This is a genomic window from Dyella sp. (genome assembly GCF_035508675.1).
Taxonomy (GTDB): domain Bacteria; phylum Pseudomonadota; class Gammaproteobacteria; order Xanthomonadales; family Rhodanobacteraceae; genus Dyella_B.
This window is the reverse complement of sequence record NZ_DATJMN010000214.1, coordinates 1-17,432: the sequence shown is the minus strand read 5'-3', so window position 1 is coordinate 17,432 and position 17,432 is coordinate 1. Positions and strand designations below refer to the sequence as shown.

15 protein-coding genes and 1 pseudogene are annotated in these 17,432 nt (G+C 58.4%); 4 read left to right on the top strand and 12 right to left on the bottom strand.

Going from position 1 to position 17,432, the window contains the following annotated elements; translation table 11 throughout:
- A pseudogene (locus VMA74_RS11150) lies at nucleotides 1–535 on the bottom strand (hypothetical protein); the annotation flags it as partial.
- 9 nt (nucleotides 536–544) lie between these two features.
- On the opposite strand from VMA74_RS11150, the gene VMA74_RS11145 reads away from it, so the two are divergent.
- Nucleotides 545–2,932, top strand: a complete 2,388-nt coding sequence (locus VMA74_RS11145) for a phosphoketolase family protein (RefSeq protein ID WP_325366922.1) — start codon at nucleotides 545–547, stop codon at nucleotides 2,930–2,932.
- A gap of 26 nt (nucleotides 2,933–2,958) precedes the next feature.
- Here the strand turns inward: VMA74_RS11145 and VMA74_RS11140 are convergent, their stop codons facing one another.
- Nucleotides 2,959–4,011, bottom strand: coding sequence for a zinc-dependent alcohol dehydrogenase family protein (locus tag VMA74_RS11140; RefSeq protein ID WP_325366920.1), 1,053 nt, complete (start codon nucleotides 4,009–4,011; stop codon nucleotides 2,959–2,961).
- Between the two features lie 64 nt (nucleotides 4,012–4,075).
- Here VMA74_RS11140 and VMA74_RS11135 point away from each other — a divergent pair, with 64 nt between their 5' ends.
- Nucleotides 4,076–4,513, top strand: a complete 438-nt coding sequence (locus VMA74_RS11135; protein WP_325366918.1) for a universal stress protein — start codon at nucleotides 4,076–4,078, stop codon at nucleotides 4,511–4,513.
- A 105-nt stretch (nucleotides 4,514–4,618) separates the two neighbouring features.
- Here VMA74_RS11135 and VMA74_RS11130 read toward each other — a convergent pair whose 3' ends face one another.
- The 10 genes from VMA74_RS11130 to VMA74_RS11085 are packed head-to-tail and all read right to left on the bottom strand — an operon-like array spanning nucleotide 4,619 to nucleotide 14,655.
- The gene (locus VMA74_RS11130; protein ID WP_325366915.1) at nucleotides 4,619–4,873 is read right to left on the bottom strand and encodes a hypothetical protein; all 255 of its coding nucleotides are present in this window, start codon (nucleotides 4,871–4,873) and stop codon (nucleotides 4,619–4,621) included.
- Between the two features lie 15 nt (nucleotides 4,874–4,888).
- On the bottom strand, nucleotides 4,889–6,106 hold the full coding sequence (locus VMA74_RS11125) for an acetate/propionate family kinase (RefSeq protein WP_325366913.1): 1,218 nt from the start codon (nucleotides 6,104–6,106) through the stop codon (nucleotides 4,889–4,891).
- A gap of 1 nt (nucleotide 6,107) precedes the next feature.
- The gene (locus VMA74_RS11120) at nucleotides 6,108–7,058 is read right to left on the bottom strand and encodes a bifunctional enoyl-CoA hydratase/phosphate acetyltransferase (protein ID WP_325366911.1); all 951 of its coding nucleotides are present in this window, start codon (nucleotides 7,056–7,058) and stop codon (nucleotides 6,108–6,110) included.
- Nucleotides 7,059–7,073: 15 nt separating this feature from the next.
- Nucleotides 7,074–7,820 (bottom strand): acetoacetyl-CoA reductase, encoded by a 747-nt coding sequence (phbB, locus tag VMA74_RS11115; protein ID WP_325366909.1) that lies wholly within the window; start codon nucleotides 7,818–7,820, stop codon nucleotides 7,074–7,076.
- Nucleotides 7,817–8,392 carry a hypothetical protein gene (locus VMA74_RS11110; RefSeq protein ID WP_325366907.1) on the bottom strand — a complete coding sequence of 192 codons (576 nt, stop codon included), beginning with the start codon at nucleotides 8,390–8,392 and terminating at the stop codon, nucleotides 7,817–7,819. The genes phbB and VMA74_RS11110 overlap by 4 nt, the downstream gene beginning before the upstream one ends.
- A complete protein-coding gene (locus tag VMA74_RS11105; RefSeq protein WP_325366905.1) occupies nucleotides 8,389–10,194 on the bottom strand; it encodes a PHA/PHB synthase family protein in 1,806 nt (601 codons plus the stop codon). Before VMA74_RS11105 ends, VMA74_RS11110 begins: the two co-directional genes overlap by 4 nt.
- 49 nt (nucleotides 10,195–10,243) lie before the next feature.
- Complete coding sequence (locus VMA74_RS11100) at nucleotides 10,244–11,344, bottom strand: ABC transporter permease (RefSeq protein WP_325366903.1); 1,101 nt, start codon at nucleotides 11,342–11,344, stop codon at nucleotides 10,244–10,246.
- Between the two features lie 38 nt (nucleotides 11,345–11,382).
- Nucleotides 11,383–12,843, bottom strand: a complete 1,461-nt coding sequence (locus VMA74_RS11095; protein ID WP_325366901.1) for an efflux transporter outer membrane subunit — start codon at nucleotides 12,841–12,843, stop codon at nucleotides 11,383–11,385.
- A gap of 34 nt (nucleotides 12,844–12,877) precedes the next feature.
- Nucleotides 12,878–13,963 carry an HlyD family secretion protein gene (locus VMA74_RS11090; protein ID WP_325366899.1) on the bottom strand — a complete coding sequence of 362 codons (1,086 nt, stop codon included), beginning with the start codon at nucleotides 13,961–13,963 and terminating at the stop codon, nucleotides 12,878–12,880.
- Complete coding sequence (locus VMA74_RS11085; protein ID WP_325366897.1) at nucleotides 13,960–14,655, bottom strand: ABC transporter ATP-binding protein; 696 nt, start codon at nucleotides 14,653–14,655, stop codon at nucleotides 13,960–13,962. The genes VMA74_RS11090 and VMA74_RS11085 overlap by 4 nt, the downstream gene beginning before the upstream one ends.
- Nucleotides 14,656–14,870: 215 nt before the next feature.
- Between VMA74_RS11085 and VMA74_RS11080 the strand changes: the two genes are divergently transcribed.
- Complete coding sequence (locus tag VMA74_RS11080) at nucleotides 14,871–15,626, top strand: response regulator (RefSeq protein WP_325366895.1); 756 nt, start codon at nucleotides 14,871–14,873, stop codon at nucleotides 15,624–15,626.
- Nucleotides 15,623–17,432 (top strand): PAS domain S-box protein (locus tag VMA74_RS11075; protein WP_325366893.1); only part of this gene is annotated, 1,810 nt, incomplete at its 3' end. The genes VMA74_RS11080 and VMA74_RS11075, both read left to right, overlap by 4 nt.

The following is a 17,432-nucleotide window of genomic DNA, read 5'->3' as shown; positions in this document are numbered from 1 at the left end:
CGAGTTCCTTATCAAAGACCTTTGCGCGCACATACGCCATGGAATCCACGTTCGGTGGATGCGCGATGACAACCTTTTCGCCAGGCTTGGGCTGAAGCGATTGCCATGCCGATTCGGAAAGACCGGCCTCATCCGCAGCCAGCGACCCCGAATGCGCAAGGTTAAGCGTTGCCAGGACCTCGCGTTCGCCGACACGCAAAGACAAACGCGAATGCGGACCGAACCCTTCGCTGCGACATATGGGCGAATCCGGATCGAGATACACCACACGCTCGTAGCCGGTGTCGATTCCCAGGCGACGCAACTTGCTTGCTTCCAGACGTGGGCGCGCGAAGCCAGTCGTTTTTTGGGGTTGGATAGGCGATGAAGGCACGTTAGGCAATTGGCAGCAGGGACGGCGGCAGTGTGCGGGTGCGGCCCCCATGTGCGCTTGATGCCCGTCAACAGCGAGCCACTTAACGTCCGGGTATAGGTTGATTTTCGTCAATATGCCTTGTGCTTCGCGGCGTAAAAATGGCCCAAACCCATCGCGCAAGGGCCCATCATGTCCACCCCCCTTTCCCCTGAGCAACTGCAACGGATGGACGCGTATTGGCGTGCGTCCAATTACCTGTCCGTCGGCCAGATATATCTGCGCAGCAACCCACTGCTGGAGCAGCCGCTGGAGCGCGCACACATTAAGCCGCGACTTCTCGGGCACTGGGGCACTACCCCCGGGCTGAATATGCTGTACGTGCATTTGAATAGGCTGATCAAACAGCATGATCTCAACGTACTGTTTATGACCGGGCCAGGCCATGGCGGGCCCGCGTTGGTCGCGCAGACCTATTTGGAGGGCTCCTATACCGAGCGCTATCCGGCCATCGAGCGCAACCGGAATGGCATGGAGCGTCTGTTCCGGCAATTTTCCTGGCCCTACGGCATACCTAGCCATGTCGCCCCGGAGACGCCCGGTTCGATTCACGAGGGCGGCGAACTCGGTTATTCGCTGGCGCACGCCTATGGCGCGGCCTTTGACAATCCCAACTTGCTGGTGGCGTGTGTGGTCGGTGACGGCGAAGCGGAAACCGGCGCGCTGGCAACGAGCTGGCACTCCAATAAATTCCTCAATCCGGCGCGCGATGGTGCGGTGTTGCCGATCTTGCATCTGAATGGTTTCAAGATCGCCAATCCTACGTTGCTTTCACGCATCAGCCGCCAAGAGCTGGTCGATCTCTTCCATGGCTACGGCTATGAGCCATGGTTTGTTGAAGGCAGCGATCCGCGGCTCGTGCATCAGCGACTTGCTGAGACTTTCGACAGCATTCTCGCCAGCATTCGAGCCATCCAGCAGGCGGCGCGCGCTGGAACAAGCAACGTACGGCCACGTTGGCCCATGCTGATATTCCGTACACCGAAAGGCTGGACCGGACCCACCATCGTCGACGGCGCACAAGTGGAAGGTACGTGGCGCGCCCATCAGGTACCGCTGGCCAAGTTCGATAAACCCGAACATGTAGCACAACTTGAGGCGTGGATGAAAAGCTATCGGCCGCGAGAATTGTTCGACGAAAACGGACAGATTCGCGAAGAAATCGCTGCGTTGGCGCCAACCGGCCACCGTCGCATGGGTGCCAATCCTCACGCAAATGGCGGGGAGCTGCTGGTGCCACTGCTCATGCCGCATTTCCGCGATCATGCCGTCGACGTGCCGCAACCAGGCACGGTGGAAGCAGAATCCACTCGTGTTCTAGGCACATTTCTGCGTGAAGTAATGCGGCTCAATCTTGATCAGAAGAATTTTCGACTGTTCGGCCCTGACGAGACCGCCTCAAACCGGCTGGACGCTGTCTACGACGTCTCCGGCAAAACCTGGATGGCCGGCATCGAGGCGAATGACGATCACCTGAGCGTCGACGGCCGCGTGATGGAGGTGCTCAGCGAGCATTTGTGCGAAGGATGGCTGGAAGGCTATCTGCTCAGCGGACGGCACGGTTTCTTTTCATGCTACGAAGCTTTTATCCACATCGTCGATTCGATGTTCAATCAGCACGCAAAATGGTTGAAAGTGAGCCGTCACATCCCCTGGCGTGCGCCTGTCGCATCGCTTAACTACTTGCTTACCTCGCACGTATGGCGGCAGGATCACAACGGCTTCTCGCATCAGGACCCTGGTTTTATCGATATCGTGGCGAACAAGAAAGCCGAGGTGGTACGCATCTATCTGCCGCCGGACGCCAATTGCCTGCTGTCAGTGGCCGATCACTGTCTGCGCAGCCACAACTACGTCAACCTGATCGTGGCGGGCAAGCAGCCGTCGTGGCAGTGGCTGGACATCGATGCTGCCGCCAAGCACTGCGCTGCCGGCATCGGCATATGGGACTGGGCCAGCAACGACGAAGGCAATCCCGATGTGGTGATGGCCTGTGCTGGAGACGTGCCAACCTTGGAATGCCTGGCAGCCGTCACGTTGTTGCGAGGCTATCTGCCTGATATCCGCATTCGCGTGGTGAACGTGGTGGATCTGATGGTGTTGCAACCGCAATCCGAACATCCGCACGGTCTGTCCGATCGCGATTTCGATGCGATATTCACGTCGGGCAAGCCGGTGATCTTCGCCTTCCACGGCTACCCTTCGCTGATTCACAAGCTGACTTACCGCCGCAGTTGCTCGGAGCGTATTCACGTGCGCGGGTACAAAGACGAAGGCACAACCACCACGCCGTTCGACATGGTCGTGCTCAACAATCTGGATCGTTATCAACTCGCGCTCGACGCCATCATGCGCATTCCGCGATTCAACAAGCATGTCGGACATGCCGTCGAGCGCTACTGGTCGATCATGGAAAAGCACAGGCTGTACATCGGTGAGCATGGCGAGGATATGCCGGAGGTGCAATCCTGGCGTTGGCCCGCACATGACCTGACCGGCAAACAGGCGGCCAAGGCGTAAATGATCGGCGTAGCGCAAAGTAGCGGTTACGGCCGCAAAACCGCCGCGCCACTCAGGTGACCGGACCGTAGATCATCCAGCGCATGATTGGCCTCTTGCAGGGGATACACATGCGTGAAGGTGTGTACGTTTTTGCACGCATCGTCCATGAAGAACTCCCGTGCATCGGCACGCGTGAGATTCGCCACCGACACGATCTCCCTCTCCTCCCACAGCCAGCGGTATGGAAACGAAGGGATGTCGGACATATGAATGCCACCGCACACCACACGACCGCCCTTTTTTACGGCACGCAGCGCCCGGGGAACCAACGCACCGACGGGCGCGAACACGATGGCCGCGTCCAGTGGTTCCGGCGGCAAGTCTTCAGAGGAACCCGCCCATGTCACGTCCAACGAACACGCAAACGCCTGCGCCGCCGTGTCGCCAGCGCGCGTGAAGGCATACACGTCCCGTCGCTGCCTGCGTGCCACTTGGGCAATGATGTGCGCAGCTGCGCCAAAGCCGTACAGCCCAAGACGCTGACCGACACCTGCTTTTTTGAGGCAACGCCAACCAATCAGGCCAGCGCAGAGCAATGGTGCCAAAGCGACTGGATCGGCATCCGCTGGAAGCGGCACACAATAGTCCGCGTTCGCGACGATATGCGTGGCGTAGCCGCCAGGCCTTGTGTACCCGGTAAATGTCGGCGTATCGCACAGGTTTTCGCGCTCTTCTCGGCAATACTGGCAACGACCACAGGTGCTGCCCAGCCATGGCACGCCCATGCGAACGCCGGGCTCGACGCCGGACACGCCAGATCCCACGGCCTCGACAATGCCGACGCACTCATGCCCGGGGATTATCGGCGTCACGATATTCGGCAGTTCCCCGTCGACTACGTGTAAATCGGTGCGGCAAACGCCGCACGCTTCCACGCGTAGGCGCAGTTCGTTGTGCCCGAGCGCAGGATCTTGCAGCTCCTGCCACGCCAACGGGCTGCCGACCTTGCCTAAAACCATTGCATGCATGGCCCTTGCCTCTCTTGGAGCGGGTCCATCATCGCGCCACGGCTGTCTATCGGAGTTGACCTCGCTCAATACACCGAACGCACTCACCCAGCATCATTCACGTACATTCACTACGCGATGCCGTGGAGGGCTCATGTTTAAACGTATCCTACTTCCGACCGACGGGTCAGAGCTGTCGCTCAAAGCGATACGACTTGGTGTTGAGCTGGCCAAGTCCTGCGGTGCGAGCGTGATCGCGCTGCACGTCGTGCCACCCGTACAAACCATTGCCTACATCGCCGAAATCATGGCGTCGGTGCAGTTCGACTACGCCAAGGAAGCTACCCGTTTTGCCGACCGCTACCTGCAGGATGCACATGCCATTGCCGAGCAGGCGGCCGTACCGTTTGATCGCTTGCTGCTGTTCGGCTCTCAGCCCTACGAAGCGATTTTGCAAACGGCCAAGGACCGCGATTGCGATCTGATCGTCATGGCTGCGCATAGTTGGGAAGGACTTGCCCGCTTATTGATGGGCAGCGAAACCCACAAAGTCATTTTGAAGTCGCAGGTTCCTGTTTTGATTTGTCATTGAGCGGAACACATCAACTTGCGACTCATTGCATAGCCTCGCTATTGTCTCGGCTTATGTGGGGACAATGGCGAGGCATGCTTATGCATCGGCACGGCGCTTATTCCCTTAAGCCGCGGCAGCATGTGCCGCACTGGTATCGGCGCACTGCTCTTCCCGACCTGCTGGCATCGCATAGGGGTAAGTCATCGCCCTTATCATCGCGTCCGAAAACGTACTGCAGGTGTTGAGATAGGCATCCGCCCACCACTGCATGGGTGCCGCGAACCACGCAAATAGAGCAAATGGCGCGACCGGAGCAAGCGGCGCAAACGCCTCGAATGGGGCGTAACCGGTATCGAAGTCGTAAATCGATGTACTCATGACACTCTCCCTTCCTCAAATCGATAGTGAAGTTGTTTGACGTGGCTGTGACGGTATACGCATCACATCGGCTGTGCGTTCGGCGATCAAGGCCTCTTCGTCGGTACCGATGACTAACACATGCACGGCGCTATGCACTGTATTGATGACGGTTTCGTGCCGGTCGTTCGCTGCTCTGTCGTACTCCACACCTAGCCACGACAGTGCATCGCACACTTTTGAGCGGATCGGCGACGCGTGCTCGCCAATGCCAGCCGAAAAGACCAACGCGTCCAGACCGCCCAATGCGGCAGTCAATGCGCCAACCTCCTTGACGATGCGATAGACGAACAGTTCAATCGCTTCGCTGGCTCGAGAATCCTGACTTTTCAAAAGATCGCGCATGTCGCTGCTGATACCGGAAACGCCGAGCAAGCCGCATTCGTGATACAGCATGTGTTCGACCTTTGCCGGATCGAGCCCACGCTCCCGTTGCAGATACAGCACAACGCCGGGGTCGATACTGCCGCAACGCGTGCCCATCATCAGGCCATCCAATGCAGTGAAGCTCATGGTGGTCTCGATGCTTTTTCCGTGACGCATCGCGCATAGACTCGCGCCGTTTCCAAGGTGTGCCATGATCACGCGCCCCTTCGCCAACGTCGGCGCAAGTGCACTCAAACGCCCAATCAGGTATTCGTAAGAGATGCCGTGGAACCCGTAGCGGCGCACGCCTGAGTCGACATAGGACTGAGGTAACGGAAGACGTGCGGCAACCGCCGGCATATCATGGTGAAACGCAGTGTCAAAGCAGGCCACCTGCAGTAAATCGGGGCGCAAGCTACTTACTGCCTTGATCGCGGCCAGATTGTGGGGCTGATGGAGCGGCGCCAACGGCACCAGTTTTTCAAGCTCGGCCAAGACAGTTCCATCGATGCGCACAGGCTGGTGGTACAGCTGTCCGCCATGCACGATGCGATGCCCGACGGCAGTAAGTGCCTCCTCGCCAAGATGACTGGTTATCCAGGAAAGAAGCGGCTGCAGCAAATCTTCATGCGACATCGCTGCACGACGTTGCCACGCGCGACGTTCTAGCACGGTGCCGTCCATCGCGCGCGCCGTGAAATGCGGTGTGCCACCAATGCTCTCGATGGCGCCGTGCGAGATCAGGCGCTGAGAACGGAGCGCATGCTCGTACAACGCGAACTTAATGCTGGATGAGCCTGCATTGAGCGTAAGAATAGCCTTGGGCATATCAGCTTTCCATCATGACCGCGGCAGGCGCTTTAGCCGCCTGAACCATCAGTACGGCTAGCGCGCAGGAAGCGATGCGCGCGCGTGGCGCGTCCGCACGACTGGTGAGAATGATGGGTACCTGCGCCCCCATGACGATGCCGGCCGATTCGGCACCCGCAAGAAACGTGAGTTGCTTTGCAAGCATGTTGCCCGATTCCAGGTCAGGCACCACGAGAATATCGGCGGCGCCCGCCACGGGCGAAACGATGCCTTTCCCGCCCGCCGCCGTGGCATCCACGGCATTGTCGAACGCAAGCGGTCCATCGACGATGCCGCCGACGATCTGGCCGCGTTCGGCCATCTTGCACAGTGCCGCCGCGTCTACCGTGGAAGGTAACGCCGGATTGATCGTCTCCACGGCAGAAAGCACGGCAACCCTGGGCCTGTCGATACCGATCACATGCGCAAGATCGATGGCGTTCTGAATGATGTCCCGTTTTTCCATCAGCGTCGGCACAATGTTGATCGCCGCATCCGTCACCAACATCAGACGCGCATAGTTGGGTACATCCATCAGAAACACATGACTCAAACGACGATCCGTGCGCAGCCCTCCGTCGGCGCAGACCGCATGCATAAGCTCATCCGTGTGCAGCGAACCTTTCATCAGCAGCTTGGCCTCCCCCCGTTTGACTAACGCAACGGCTTGCGCGGCGGCCGCATGGCTGTGCGGCACGTCCACGATGCGATACGGTGCGAGTTCGACGCCTGCCAGCTGTGCCGCGGCGCGAATCTTTGGCATGGGGCCGACGAAGATCGGGGCGATCAATCCCTCCTCCGCAGCCTCGACGGCCGCCGCCACCGCAAGCTCGTCGCACGGGTGCGCAATTGCCGTGGATATCGCCGCGTCCGTTTGCACACGTGCAAGCAACGCACGGAAGCGATCGCGATGGGCGATGATCTTATGCATGGGCGAATGCTCGCTTCAGTACATATGCTGGCCGCCGTTCATGGCGATGTTGCTGCCGGTCATGAACGCAGCGGAATCACTGCAAACGAACGCAACCAAGGCGGCTATTTCATCAGGCCGCCCGAGGCGTCCGACGGGAATCAACGGAATCACTTTGGTTTCCAGCACCTCCTTGGGTACCGAAGCCACCATATGCGTGTCGGTGTAGCCGGGCGAAACCGTGTTGACGGTCACGCCATGCCGTGCCACTTCCAAGGCCAGCGACTCAGTGAAGCCGTGTATTCCGGCTTTTGCAGCCGCGTAATTGCATTGGCCATACTGCCCTTTGGTTCCGTTAATGGATCCGATGTTGACGATGCGGCCCCAGCCGTGCTCGGCCATATCCGGACAAAACTGTTTAGTCACGTTGAACATCGAATCCAAATCGGTATGCATGACCGTTTCCCAATCGTCCTTGCTCATTTTGAGAAAGCGTCCGTCACGCGTGACGCCAGCATTGTTGACGAGGATGTCTACGGTGTAGCCATCCTTCGCGATCTCGGCGGCCATGTGCTGGCAGGAAGAAAAATCGGCGACATCAACCCCGTAAGCCTTGAACCGATAGCCCTCGGCCAGCCGATCTCGCAGCCAGGCATCGGCATGGTCGTTGCGGGGCGAATGCGTTACCAGCACGGTACAGCCGGCGTCGTGCAAGGCTTTGGCTACCGCCTCCCCGATGCCGCCCATGCCGCCGGTCACCAGTGCGACATGTCTTGGGCTCATGATTTATTCCCCACGGCGGCAGCGGTGTTGTTGAACAACTTGAAGAAATCGCCTACGGCCGCATTGAACGGCTTGGCAGCTTCCAGCGTCCCCATGGCTTTGGCGGTATCGCGCTGCCAGATCAGAAACGCGTCCTGCAGGCCCGTCAGAAATCGGGTCTGATTGGTAACGGCCGCTTGCGCGACCGACTGCGCGTCGCCAGCGCGCTCCTGCATCAAACGCAAAATGGTCTCGCCCGGAACCGCCGCCAACGATTGCCAATCGTCATTCAGCGACACCTTGTCGATCTCTTCTTGCGTCTCGGCGATGCTTTCATCGACCGCATGATCGAAGGCGTTCAGCCAACGTTGGCCGCATTCTTTCATCAGCTTGTTGGTACGCAGCGCAAATTGCAGATTGGCCTTGTACAGCTCAAACGGGATATCGGTTTGATGGGTTGTGCTCATGATTGCTTCCTCACGGACTGAAAGGCACTCCTTGCATTGGAGCATCACGCCTAACTCCGGCGTGACGAGTGGCTGCGTAGGGAACGCAGAAGATATTTCTTTACCGATGACCGTGCGACTCTTCATTTTTCCAACACATATCTGCCAGGTGCCATCGGCAAGTCGCCTTCGGATCTGCCAGGCAAGCCCATGGCAGGAATCGCACATGGCGCACCCGAATGCGCGTTCAACCAATCGATCCACGCCGGCCACCACGAACCTTCCTTACGCCCTGCGCGTGACAGCCACGTTTCCGAAGACAAGGTTGGGGTCCCACGAGGGCGTTGCAGCAAGCGAAACCGTCGTTGCGGATGCCCTGGTTCACTGACGATGCCGGCGTTGTGACCGCCGCTGGTAAGCACGAACGTGACTTCGCCAGTGAACAAGTGATGCACCTTGTAGACCGAATGCCATGGCGCAACATGGTCGGTTTCCGTGGCTACGCAAAAAATCGGAGCAGCAATGTCTTTCAGCTCTACGGGTCTGCCTTCCATCGTATACCGCCCTTCGGCGAGATCGTTGCCAAGATATAAGCGGCGCAAATATTGCGAATGCATGGTGGCTGGCATCCGCGTTGTGTCGGCATTCCACGCCATCAGATCGCTCATGCGGCCACGCTCACCAAGGAGGTAATCGTTGATCATGCGCGACCACAACAAGTCATACGATCGCAGCATCTGAAAAGCGCCAGCCATTTGTGAAGCCGAGAGATAACCCGCCTGGCCCATCTGATCCTCAAGCAGCGAAATCTCGCTTTCGTCGATGAACAGGGCCAACTCGCCGGGTTCGGTGAAATCGGTCTGCGCTGCGAGCAATGTGAGCGATGCTAGACGGTCGTCGCCGTCGCGCGCCATGGCGGCTGCCGCGATCGACAATAGTGTGCCGCCCAGGCAGTAGCCGACCGCATGCACGCGACATTGCGGAAGGATGGCGTTTATCGCGCCAAGCGTGGCACGCACCCCAAGATTGAGGTAATCGTCCATCGTCAGGTTCGCGTCCGAACGGTCGGGGTTCTTCCACGAAATGCAAAAGACCGTGTAGCCCTGCGCAACCAGATAGGCAACGAGCGAATTGTTGCGCGAGAGATCCAGCACGTAGTACTTCATTATCCAGGCAGGGACGATCAGAATCGGCTCCGGTCGTACCGTTTCGGTCGAAGGCGCATATTGAATCAGCTCAATCAGTGCGTTTTGCAGCACTACGCGCCCCGGCGTGGCGGCAACGTCACGGCCCACCACAAAGCGTTCGCTACCGGGTTCGGCGGCGCCGCTGACATGGCGCATGACATCCTCCATCCAATTCAGCGCTCCGCGCACTAGATTGCGCCCCCCTTGTCGGTGCGTACGTTCAAGTACGACCGGATTGGTGAAAAGAAAGTTGCCCGGCGACAACACGTCCAACCATTGTCGCGTGACGAAATCCATCACGGCCTGATGATGTGCCGATACACCATGCACACCGGTTGTGGCGGCATGCCACCAGCGCTGCTGCAAAAGGAAAGACTGATACAGCACATTGAATGGCCAGAGTTGCCATGCGGGATTGATAAAGCGATTGTCATTCGCGGGGACTTGAGCAAACGGCATTGCATCGCCATCGCGCGTCATGGCGATTTTGAATAGATATGCCTGCAGCTGACGCGCTTGCTCCAGACCCATCTGCAACAAGTCCAAACGTTTCCCCGGTGAGCGCAACAAGTGCAACATCCAATCGGCAAATGCCAGGTACAAGGATTCCATCGACAACGATGCGCTCCATCGCGCCTGCAGCGCATGCACGGGCGGATCGAGAGTGACGGCAGCAGGTACTTTCAATTGGGTCACGACGTAGTCCTCGGTCATGGAACCACGGTGCCACGGTTTAAAGGGGTGTTCGTTGACGCAGGTCAAGCGAAGCGCTTGGACTCTTCTCCGGGAAAAACCAAGGATTGAACCGGCGTCAGCCGCGGAAAATGTCAAACGGCTCTACCTTCAGCACTTTGCGAATGCTGATATAGCTCGACACTGCCGCGATCAGCACCACCATGCCCAATGCCAATCCAAGATTGCTCACGGTAATCAGCGCGGCGTAGTCGGGCAAGCGCAGGCGAGCGACGGTAATCATCAGCGCGCACAAGCCTGTGCCTAAGCCATAGCCGGTAAGACTGGTGAACGTCACCTGGAACAAAATCATGTAGGTGAGCTCGTAGCCTTTGGCGCCAATAGCCTTGAGTGCACCGAATTTGTCCAAATTTTCCAACACGAAGGTGTAAAACGTCTGTGCGGAAATGGTCAGGCCCACAATGAAGCTGATGATAGTCATCAGCATGATATTGGTGCCCACGCCAGTCTGGTATTTGTAGAAGTCAGCAATGCGTCTGTCGAATTCGTCTTTGGTCAAAGCAAGATAGCCAAGTGCCGCTACCTCGCGCTTAATGGCAGGTATCGCCTGCGGATCTGTCGGCTCCGCCAAGATATAGGAGATCGTAAAACGCGGATTGGGAATGTATTCGATAGCTCGGCGGTACGTGGTATACAGCGTGGGAACGCCGAACAAGCCAAAGGAATTGACCTTGGCGATGCCAACGATCACGCCGCGATGATCGTTGAGCTCGAACTCCGTGCCAATGGCGGGACTGTGAAGCTTGGAATATTCGGCATCGTTTACCACGATAAAGGCGTTCTCAGCATAAATGTCCTGGATATGTCCCTGTTCCAGCGAGGGCCTACCGACCAAGCTGGTGTCGTCCAGGCCCATCACGGTGACTGCCTGATACGTACCGTCCTTCAACTTGACCTGCGCGCCACCCGAATACAGTGGCACGGCGTAGCGCACACCGCGGATGCTGCGCACGGCATCGAGCAAGTAATCGGGCATCGGAATGCCGTTGGCTACCGTCTGTACGGCTGGATCCATGATCCATATGGATGCGCCGACGTTAGTGACGGTGGAGGCCGAGCGCGTCAAAATACCTGCGAACAGCGATGTCATTTCCACCATCAGGAACACCGCGAAGGTGATGCCCAGCAGCAACGCTGAAAACTTGCCGCGATCGTTCACTAGCAGCTTGTAGGCCAGCTTAAAGTCGCCCGCGTATTTCATGGGCGTTGTTCCACGCCTGGACCGCTCATGGAAACCTCCGTGTGCCACCATCCGCCACCAAGCGCCACATAGAGTGCCACGGTGTCCTGGTAACGTTGGGCCAGTGCCTGCACGTAGGCGATGTTTGCCTGGCGAAACTGTGTGTCGGCTACCAGCACATCGACATAATTGGACAGCCCCGCCGCATAATTTGCCTCCACTAGGCGCAGCGCCTGGGCCGCATCGCGGCAGGCTTCGTCGTTGGCCTGCAAGGCTTCTGCGTCGTGCTGCAGGGCCTTAAGCACGTCCGCTACCTGTTGAAACGCTGCCAGCACGGTGCTGCGATAGCTCTGGAGCGAGGCCTGATAAGCGTCGATCGCCGCCTTGCGATTGAACCAGCGCGCACCACCCTGGAAAATCGGTTGTTGCACGGACGCGCCCGCATTCCAGAAACGAGTGCCGCTCTGACCGAGCGCACTGGTGTCGCTCGTTGCCGATCCGTAATCACCGCTCAATATCACCGAGGGGAACAAAGCCGCTGTCGCGACGCCGATGTTTGCGCTAGCTTGATGCAGGCGAGCTTCGGCCATCAGGATATCCGGGCGCTGATGTAAGAAATCGGACGGCAGGCTGACCGGCAATATTGCCGGAAGACGTAATTGCGCAAAGTTCAGCTCCGGTATGCGGTCTTCGCCGGGCGTCTTGCCGAGCAGGGTATGCAACAGATGATCGGCCTGATCGCGTTTGAACTCCAACGAGGCAAGCAGCGCGAAATTCGATGCGCGTGCACTGCGCAAGGTAAGGAGATCCGCATAGGCTTCCTCACCCGCCCGAATCCGAGCCTCCACCAGATCCAGCTGCTGGGACTGCAAGGAAAGCAGTTGACGTACCGCTGCGATTTCATCCGTGTACGCCTGACGGGCGAGCGCGGTATTGACTACGTTGCCGGTAAGTGCAAGGTAAGCGCCTTGCATGGCGTAACGTTGATCGTCCACGCCTGCGCGCAGTCCTTCGACCGTCCGTCGTTCGCCACCAAAGATATCCAGCGCGTAGCTGATTGTCGTGCTCAGCGTGAACAGATTGAAGATACCGCCGACCCCGCGTACTGCTTGTGCCGGCGCGATTCGCTGGCGGTTTCCGTCGAAACCGGCGTTGATCTGCGGAAAGAAAATGCCCTGCCCTGCGCGAAGATTGTCCTGTGCTTCCTGCAGGCTGGCCTGAGCCGTTTTCAGATCGGGGTTGCCGGCGATGGCTTGCGATATCAACGTGTCGATGGCTGGGGACTTCAGCTCATGCCACCAGGTGGCGCTTACATCGGCACCGTATGCGAAATGTTGCGTACGGCCGATAGCAGTCATGTATTTGGGCAGATCGCCGCGCGGCAAGTAGCGCGCATCGGGTGGCGCGCTCGGGCGCTTGAAATCCGGACCAACGGCACATGCGGACAGCAGCGTTATGAGAAGCCATGCGAGTGCCACACCACTTCTCGCTGCCACCCGCTTGGCGACGGATCTATTTCTCGCCCACATACACATCCACCTGCTGCCCTGGATAAATCGCCACGTTGTCCGGCTTTTTGAAGCGGAAGATCACCGGCAGAACCCGCAAATCGACGCGTTCGAGACGCTGATCTGAAAGCTCTATTTTTGGCGTGATGTAAGGCTGGATACGCACAAACTCGAGCGGAATCTTTACATCTGAACCTCGCAACGACATCTGCGCACGGACGCGGTTGGCGCCAGGAAGGCGCGAAACGAGGATCTCATCGATGAAACAACGCACCGATAGATAACCTTGCGGTTCACCCATCACCACAACCGGGTCGTAGCCCTGCGTATACGTGTCATAGGCTCCCTGTGGCGATACATAGCTACCTATTGCCGTATTGACGGCCAACACCACGCCGTCCGCAGGCGCGCGCAGCGTGAATTTCTGCAACAGCGCGTTGGACGATTGGTAGGCCTGCTCCAGCGCGTGGTACTGCGCCTCCTGGTTATGGATGTCGTACACCCAGGCGCCGGCCTTGGTGAGTGCGTATTGACGCCGTGCGTATTGAAGGTTGGCCTGCGCCACCTGTAACGCGTCATGTGCGCTGTCCAAGGCATCCTTGCTGACTGAGCGAGCATCGATGTGGTACGAGTGCTGCTGCTTCTCATAGGCATCGCTCGCGGTTCTGACACCCGCCTCGGCTTGAGCGACCTGCGCCGCGGCAACGTCCAGCGTTTCCCTGCGCGGTTCGGCGTTAAGCTCCTGCAATTGCGCTAACGCGGCTTCGGCCTGGTGTTGTTGCTGGGATACGAGCGCTTGCTGTACGGAATCGTCCACCAGGGCCAGCGGCTGCCCGGCTTTGACGCGATCACCTTCGTGCGCATAGATGTGCACGATCCGCCCCGGCACGTCGGGATAGATGTTGATGTTCTCGCCGCTGCCTTGGTAGCTCTCGACGATGCCATTGGTATAGATGCCGCTGGCATAGGGATTGGTGGGCGGACTGAAGACCGGCGCCAGCGGCGGCTTCTGTTGACCGTAGATGTATGCACTGACCAGCGCGAACAGCAAGCCACATCCCGCCAAACTGAAGATGATTTTGTTGTTCATGCTGCCGCGCTCGCATGATCGGTGATGCGTCCGTCCTCCATATGCATCACGCGGTCGGCAAATTCGAAAATACGTGCGTCGTGCGTGACAATAAGAATGCAACGGCTGGGGTTGAGAACGTGCTCGCGGACGAACTGCAAAATCATCCGGCCGGTATCGCCGTCCAGCGACGCCGTCGGTTCGTCGAGAATGAGCAGCTCCGGATCGCCCACCAGGGCCCGGGCAATGGCCACACGCTGCTGCTCGCCGCCGCTCAGTTTTAGGGGTGGTAAAGTGGCGCGGTTTTTCAGGCCGACGATCTCAAGCGTCTGCTCGCCCTTTATGACCGCCGCGTTCCAATCCTGATGACGCAATATCAGTGGGATGGCCACGTTCTCGGCGGTAGTCAGTCTGGGAAAGAGATGGAAATCCTGAAATACGAAGCCGATGGTTTTCAGCCGGAAATCGGCGAGCTCGTTGGCGCTCATTTGCCACAGATTGAAGCCTTTAACTGCGACGTCTCCCTCGGTAGGTCTCAGAATGCCGGAGATCATGCTGAGCAGCGTCGTTTTACCGCTGCCGGACGGGCCGACGATAAACAGGATTTCCCCATAACACGCTTCGAAGGTAGCCTCGCGCACGGCCACCGTTGTCGCATCGCCTTCGCCGAAGGATTTGGTAAGGCCTTTCGCTTTTATGGCTGCCGTTTTCATGTCGCCACTCTAGAAAGAGTGGACGCGACGACGATTGAGGAAAATCAAGTGATTCGACCATTTGACGGGTCTTTTTTATGCCCCATGGAACCCCGAAAGCGACTTCGGTTATGAGTGCCATCAATCAGTCAAATCCCATATCTGCTGCTGCGGGTTGCCGTGCACTGGCGTATGCTTTGAAACACAATGGCACGACTTGAGGGAATAAGGTCCGGATGGCTATCTCACCAAGCCAGGCTCCGTCGGCAAGTCAGCAGGCCCATGTCCTGGTCGTGGACGACGACCCTGAGATCACCAAGATCTTAGCCCGCTATTTCGCTTCCCACGGCTTTCGCGTCAGCACCGCAAGCAACGGCCTTCAGCTTCGCCGCGTTATCGAGGCCGAATCCGTCGACATCGTCATGCTCGATCTGGGTCTGCCGGATGAAGACGGCCTTGGCCTGATGCGTCATCTGCGCGAACGCTGGTATGGCCCGGTGATCATCGTCACCGGGCGCGGCGAATCGGTGGATCGTGTGGTGGGTCTGGAATTGGGCGCCGACGACTATGTCACCAAGCCATTCGATCTTCGCGAGCTACTCGCTCGCGTACGCAGCGTATTGCGCCGTTTTTCGCAATCGACTATCAAAACCGTTGCGCCGAATATCGAATCCAGACGCTTTACCTTCGACGGCTATGAGCTGGACCTGCAATCGCACGGTCTGCTCGACCCGCAGGGTAAGCCTATTTCACTCACCAGCGGTGAATTCGCGCTACTGCGTACGTTAGTGGAAAACGCCAACAAAGTACTTAGCCGAGACCAGCTCATGACGCAGATCCATGGGCGCGACGCGGGCCCTTACGATCGCTCGATCGACGTACAGATCGGCCGGTTGCGCCGCAAGATCGAAGTCGACGCTGCCAACCCGCAGCGCATCAAATCGATTCGTGGCGCAGGTTACTTGTTTTCCCCTCGGGTGCAGCGCTTATGAACGACATGTTTTCCAGCCAAGCACCCGATGCCAGTTTGTTTCGCTCACTGTTCGAAACCGCCCCGGACGCGATGATTGTCGTGGACATGCGCGGTGCCATTGTATTGGCCAACGCGCATGCCGTGCGGTTGTTTGGCTATGCCGATAGTGCATTGGTCGGCCTGCCTGTCGAGGTACTTCTGCCCGCAGCGGTACGACAGGCGCATATCGCGCATCGCACGCACTACATGTCCAACCCGCGCGTACGCCCCATGGGCGCGGGTTATGAACTCACCGGCGTGCGTGCCGATGGGCAGTCTTTCCCGGTGGAAATTGGGCTGAGTCCGGTCGTTTCTTCGTTCGGTACGTTATATGCGGCATCGATACGCGATATCTCTGAAACCCAACGTGCCCGCCAAGCGTTGGAACGCGCGCGCTTCGACGCTGTCGTGGCACAGATCAGCCGTCGCCTCCTGGAGGCCACGCACGACGATCAAGCCATTGGTGAAATCCCGGATCTGATAGCCGCCACGCTCAACGTTCCCGCTGCCGCGGTTATTTTGATCAACCCGCATAACATCGGCCTGCAGGTACCAGCTTCGGTCGGTTTGCCGGAAGAGGCCTTAGCCGACGTTCCTTCCAATACAGCCTTGCAAACGATGGCGAACAATGTGGCCACGGAGGCCGACACCCAAACGTCCGTCATGACCGGGCTTCAAGAGGCATGCCCAGCATTGGCCGACGGTTTTATAGATGCCGCGATGGTGCCCCTGCTGGACCGGCACGGCCCGATGGGTCTGCTACTTGCGCTCTCGCGGGAGCACGGTTCCTTTGATCGAGATCGACTGCAGTTTCTGCAATCGGTCGCCAACATACTGGCAGTTGCCATTCAACGAGGACGCAGCGAAGAACAACTGGCGCACGCTCAGCGCCTGGACGCATTGGGTCAGCTCACCGGTGGCATCGCGCACGATTTCAACAATCTGCTCACCGTCATCTCCGGCAACCTGCAATTGCTGGAAGCCGACGCGCCAGAGGACCCTGCTACAAGGGAGACATTGGAAAGCGCTTCGCGCGCCGTGGAACGCGGTGCGGCATTGACACGCAAGTTGCTTGCCTTCTCGCGTCGGCAACACTTGCTGCCGCGGGCGGTTCGCACCGTGCAACTGCTGGCCGATCTCAGCGATATGCTGGCCCGTACACTGGGAGAGCGCATCAGCGTCACCGCCGAATGCTCCAACGATGTGCCACCCGTGTATGCCGATCCAGGCGAACTGGAAGCAGCACTGATCAACCTAGCCTTGAATGCACGCGATGCGATGCCGCGTGGCGGCCGCCTTTCTATCGCTGCACGTTTACATCAGGTGACAGGCACTCATACCGACGCACATCTGATGCCGGGTTCCTACGTGATGTTCACCGTCGCGGACACGGGCATAGGTATGCGGCCGGAGATACTCGAACATGTGCTTGAACCTTTCTTCACCACGAAAGGGCCGGGCAAAGGCAGCGGCCTAGGGCTGAGCATGGTGTACGGATTCGTGAAGCAATCAGGCGGACACCTGAGAATCGACAGCCAGTTGGAACGCGGTACACGCGTGGAACTCTACCTTCCCACAGCTGCAACGATGCCGAACGACGACGTCCAGACACCGCTGTCGCGCAAGGGCCACGAAACAGTGCTGGTGGTGGAGGACGAGCCTGAAGTGCGGCGCGTCGCAGTCGCGTTTCTGCGAACCCTTGGATACACACCGCTTGAGGCCGATAGTGCTGAAACGGCTCTTCAATTGCTGTCGAATCAGCAAGGTATCGACCTGCTTTTTACCG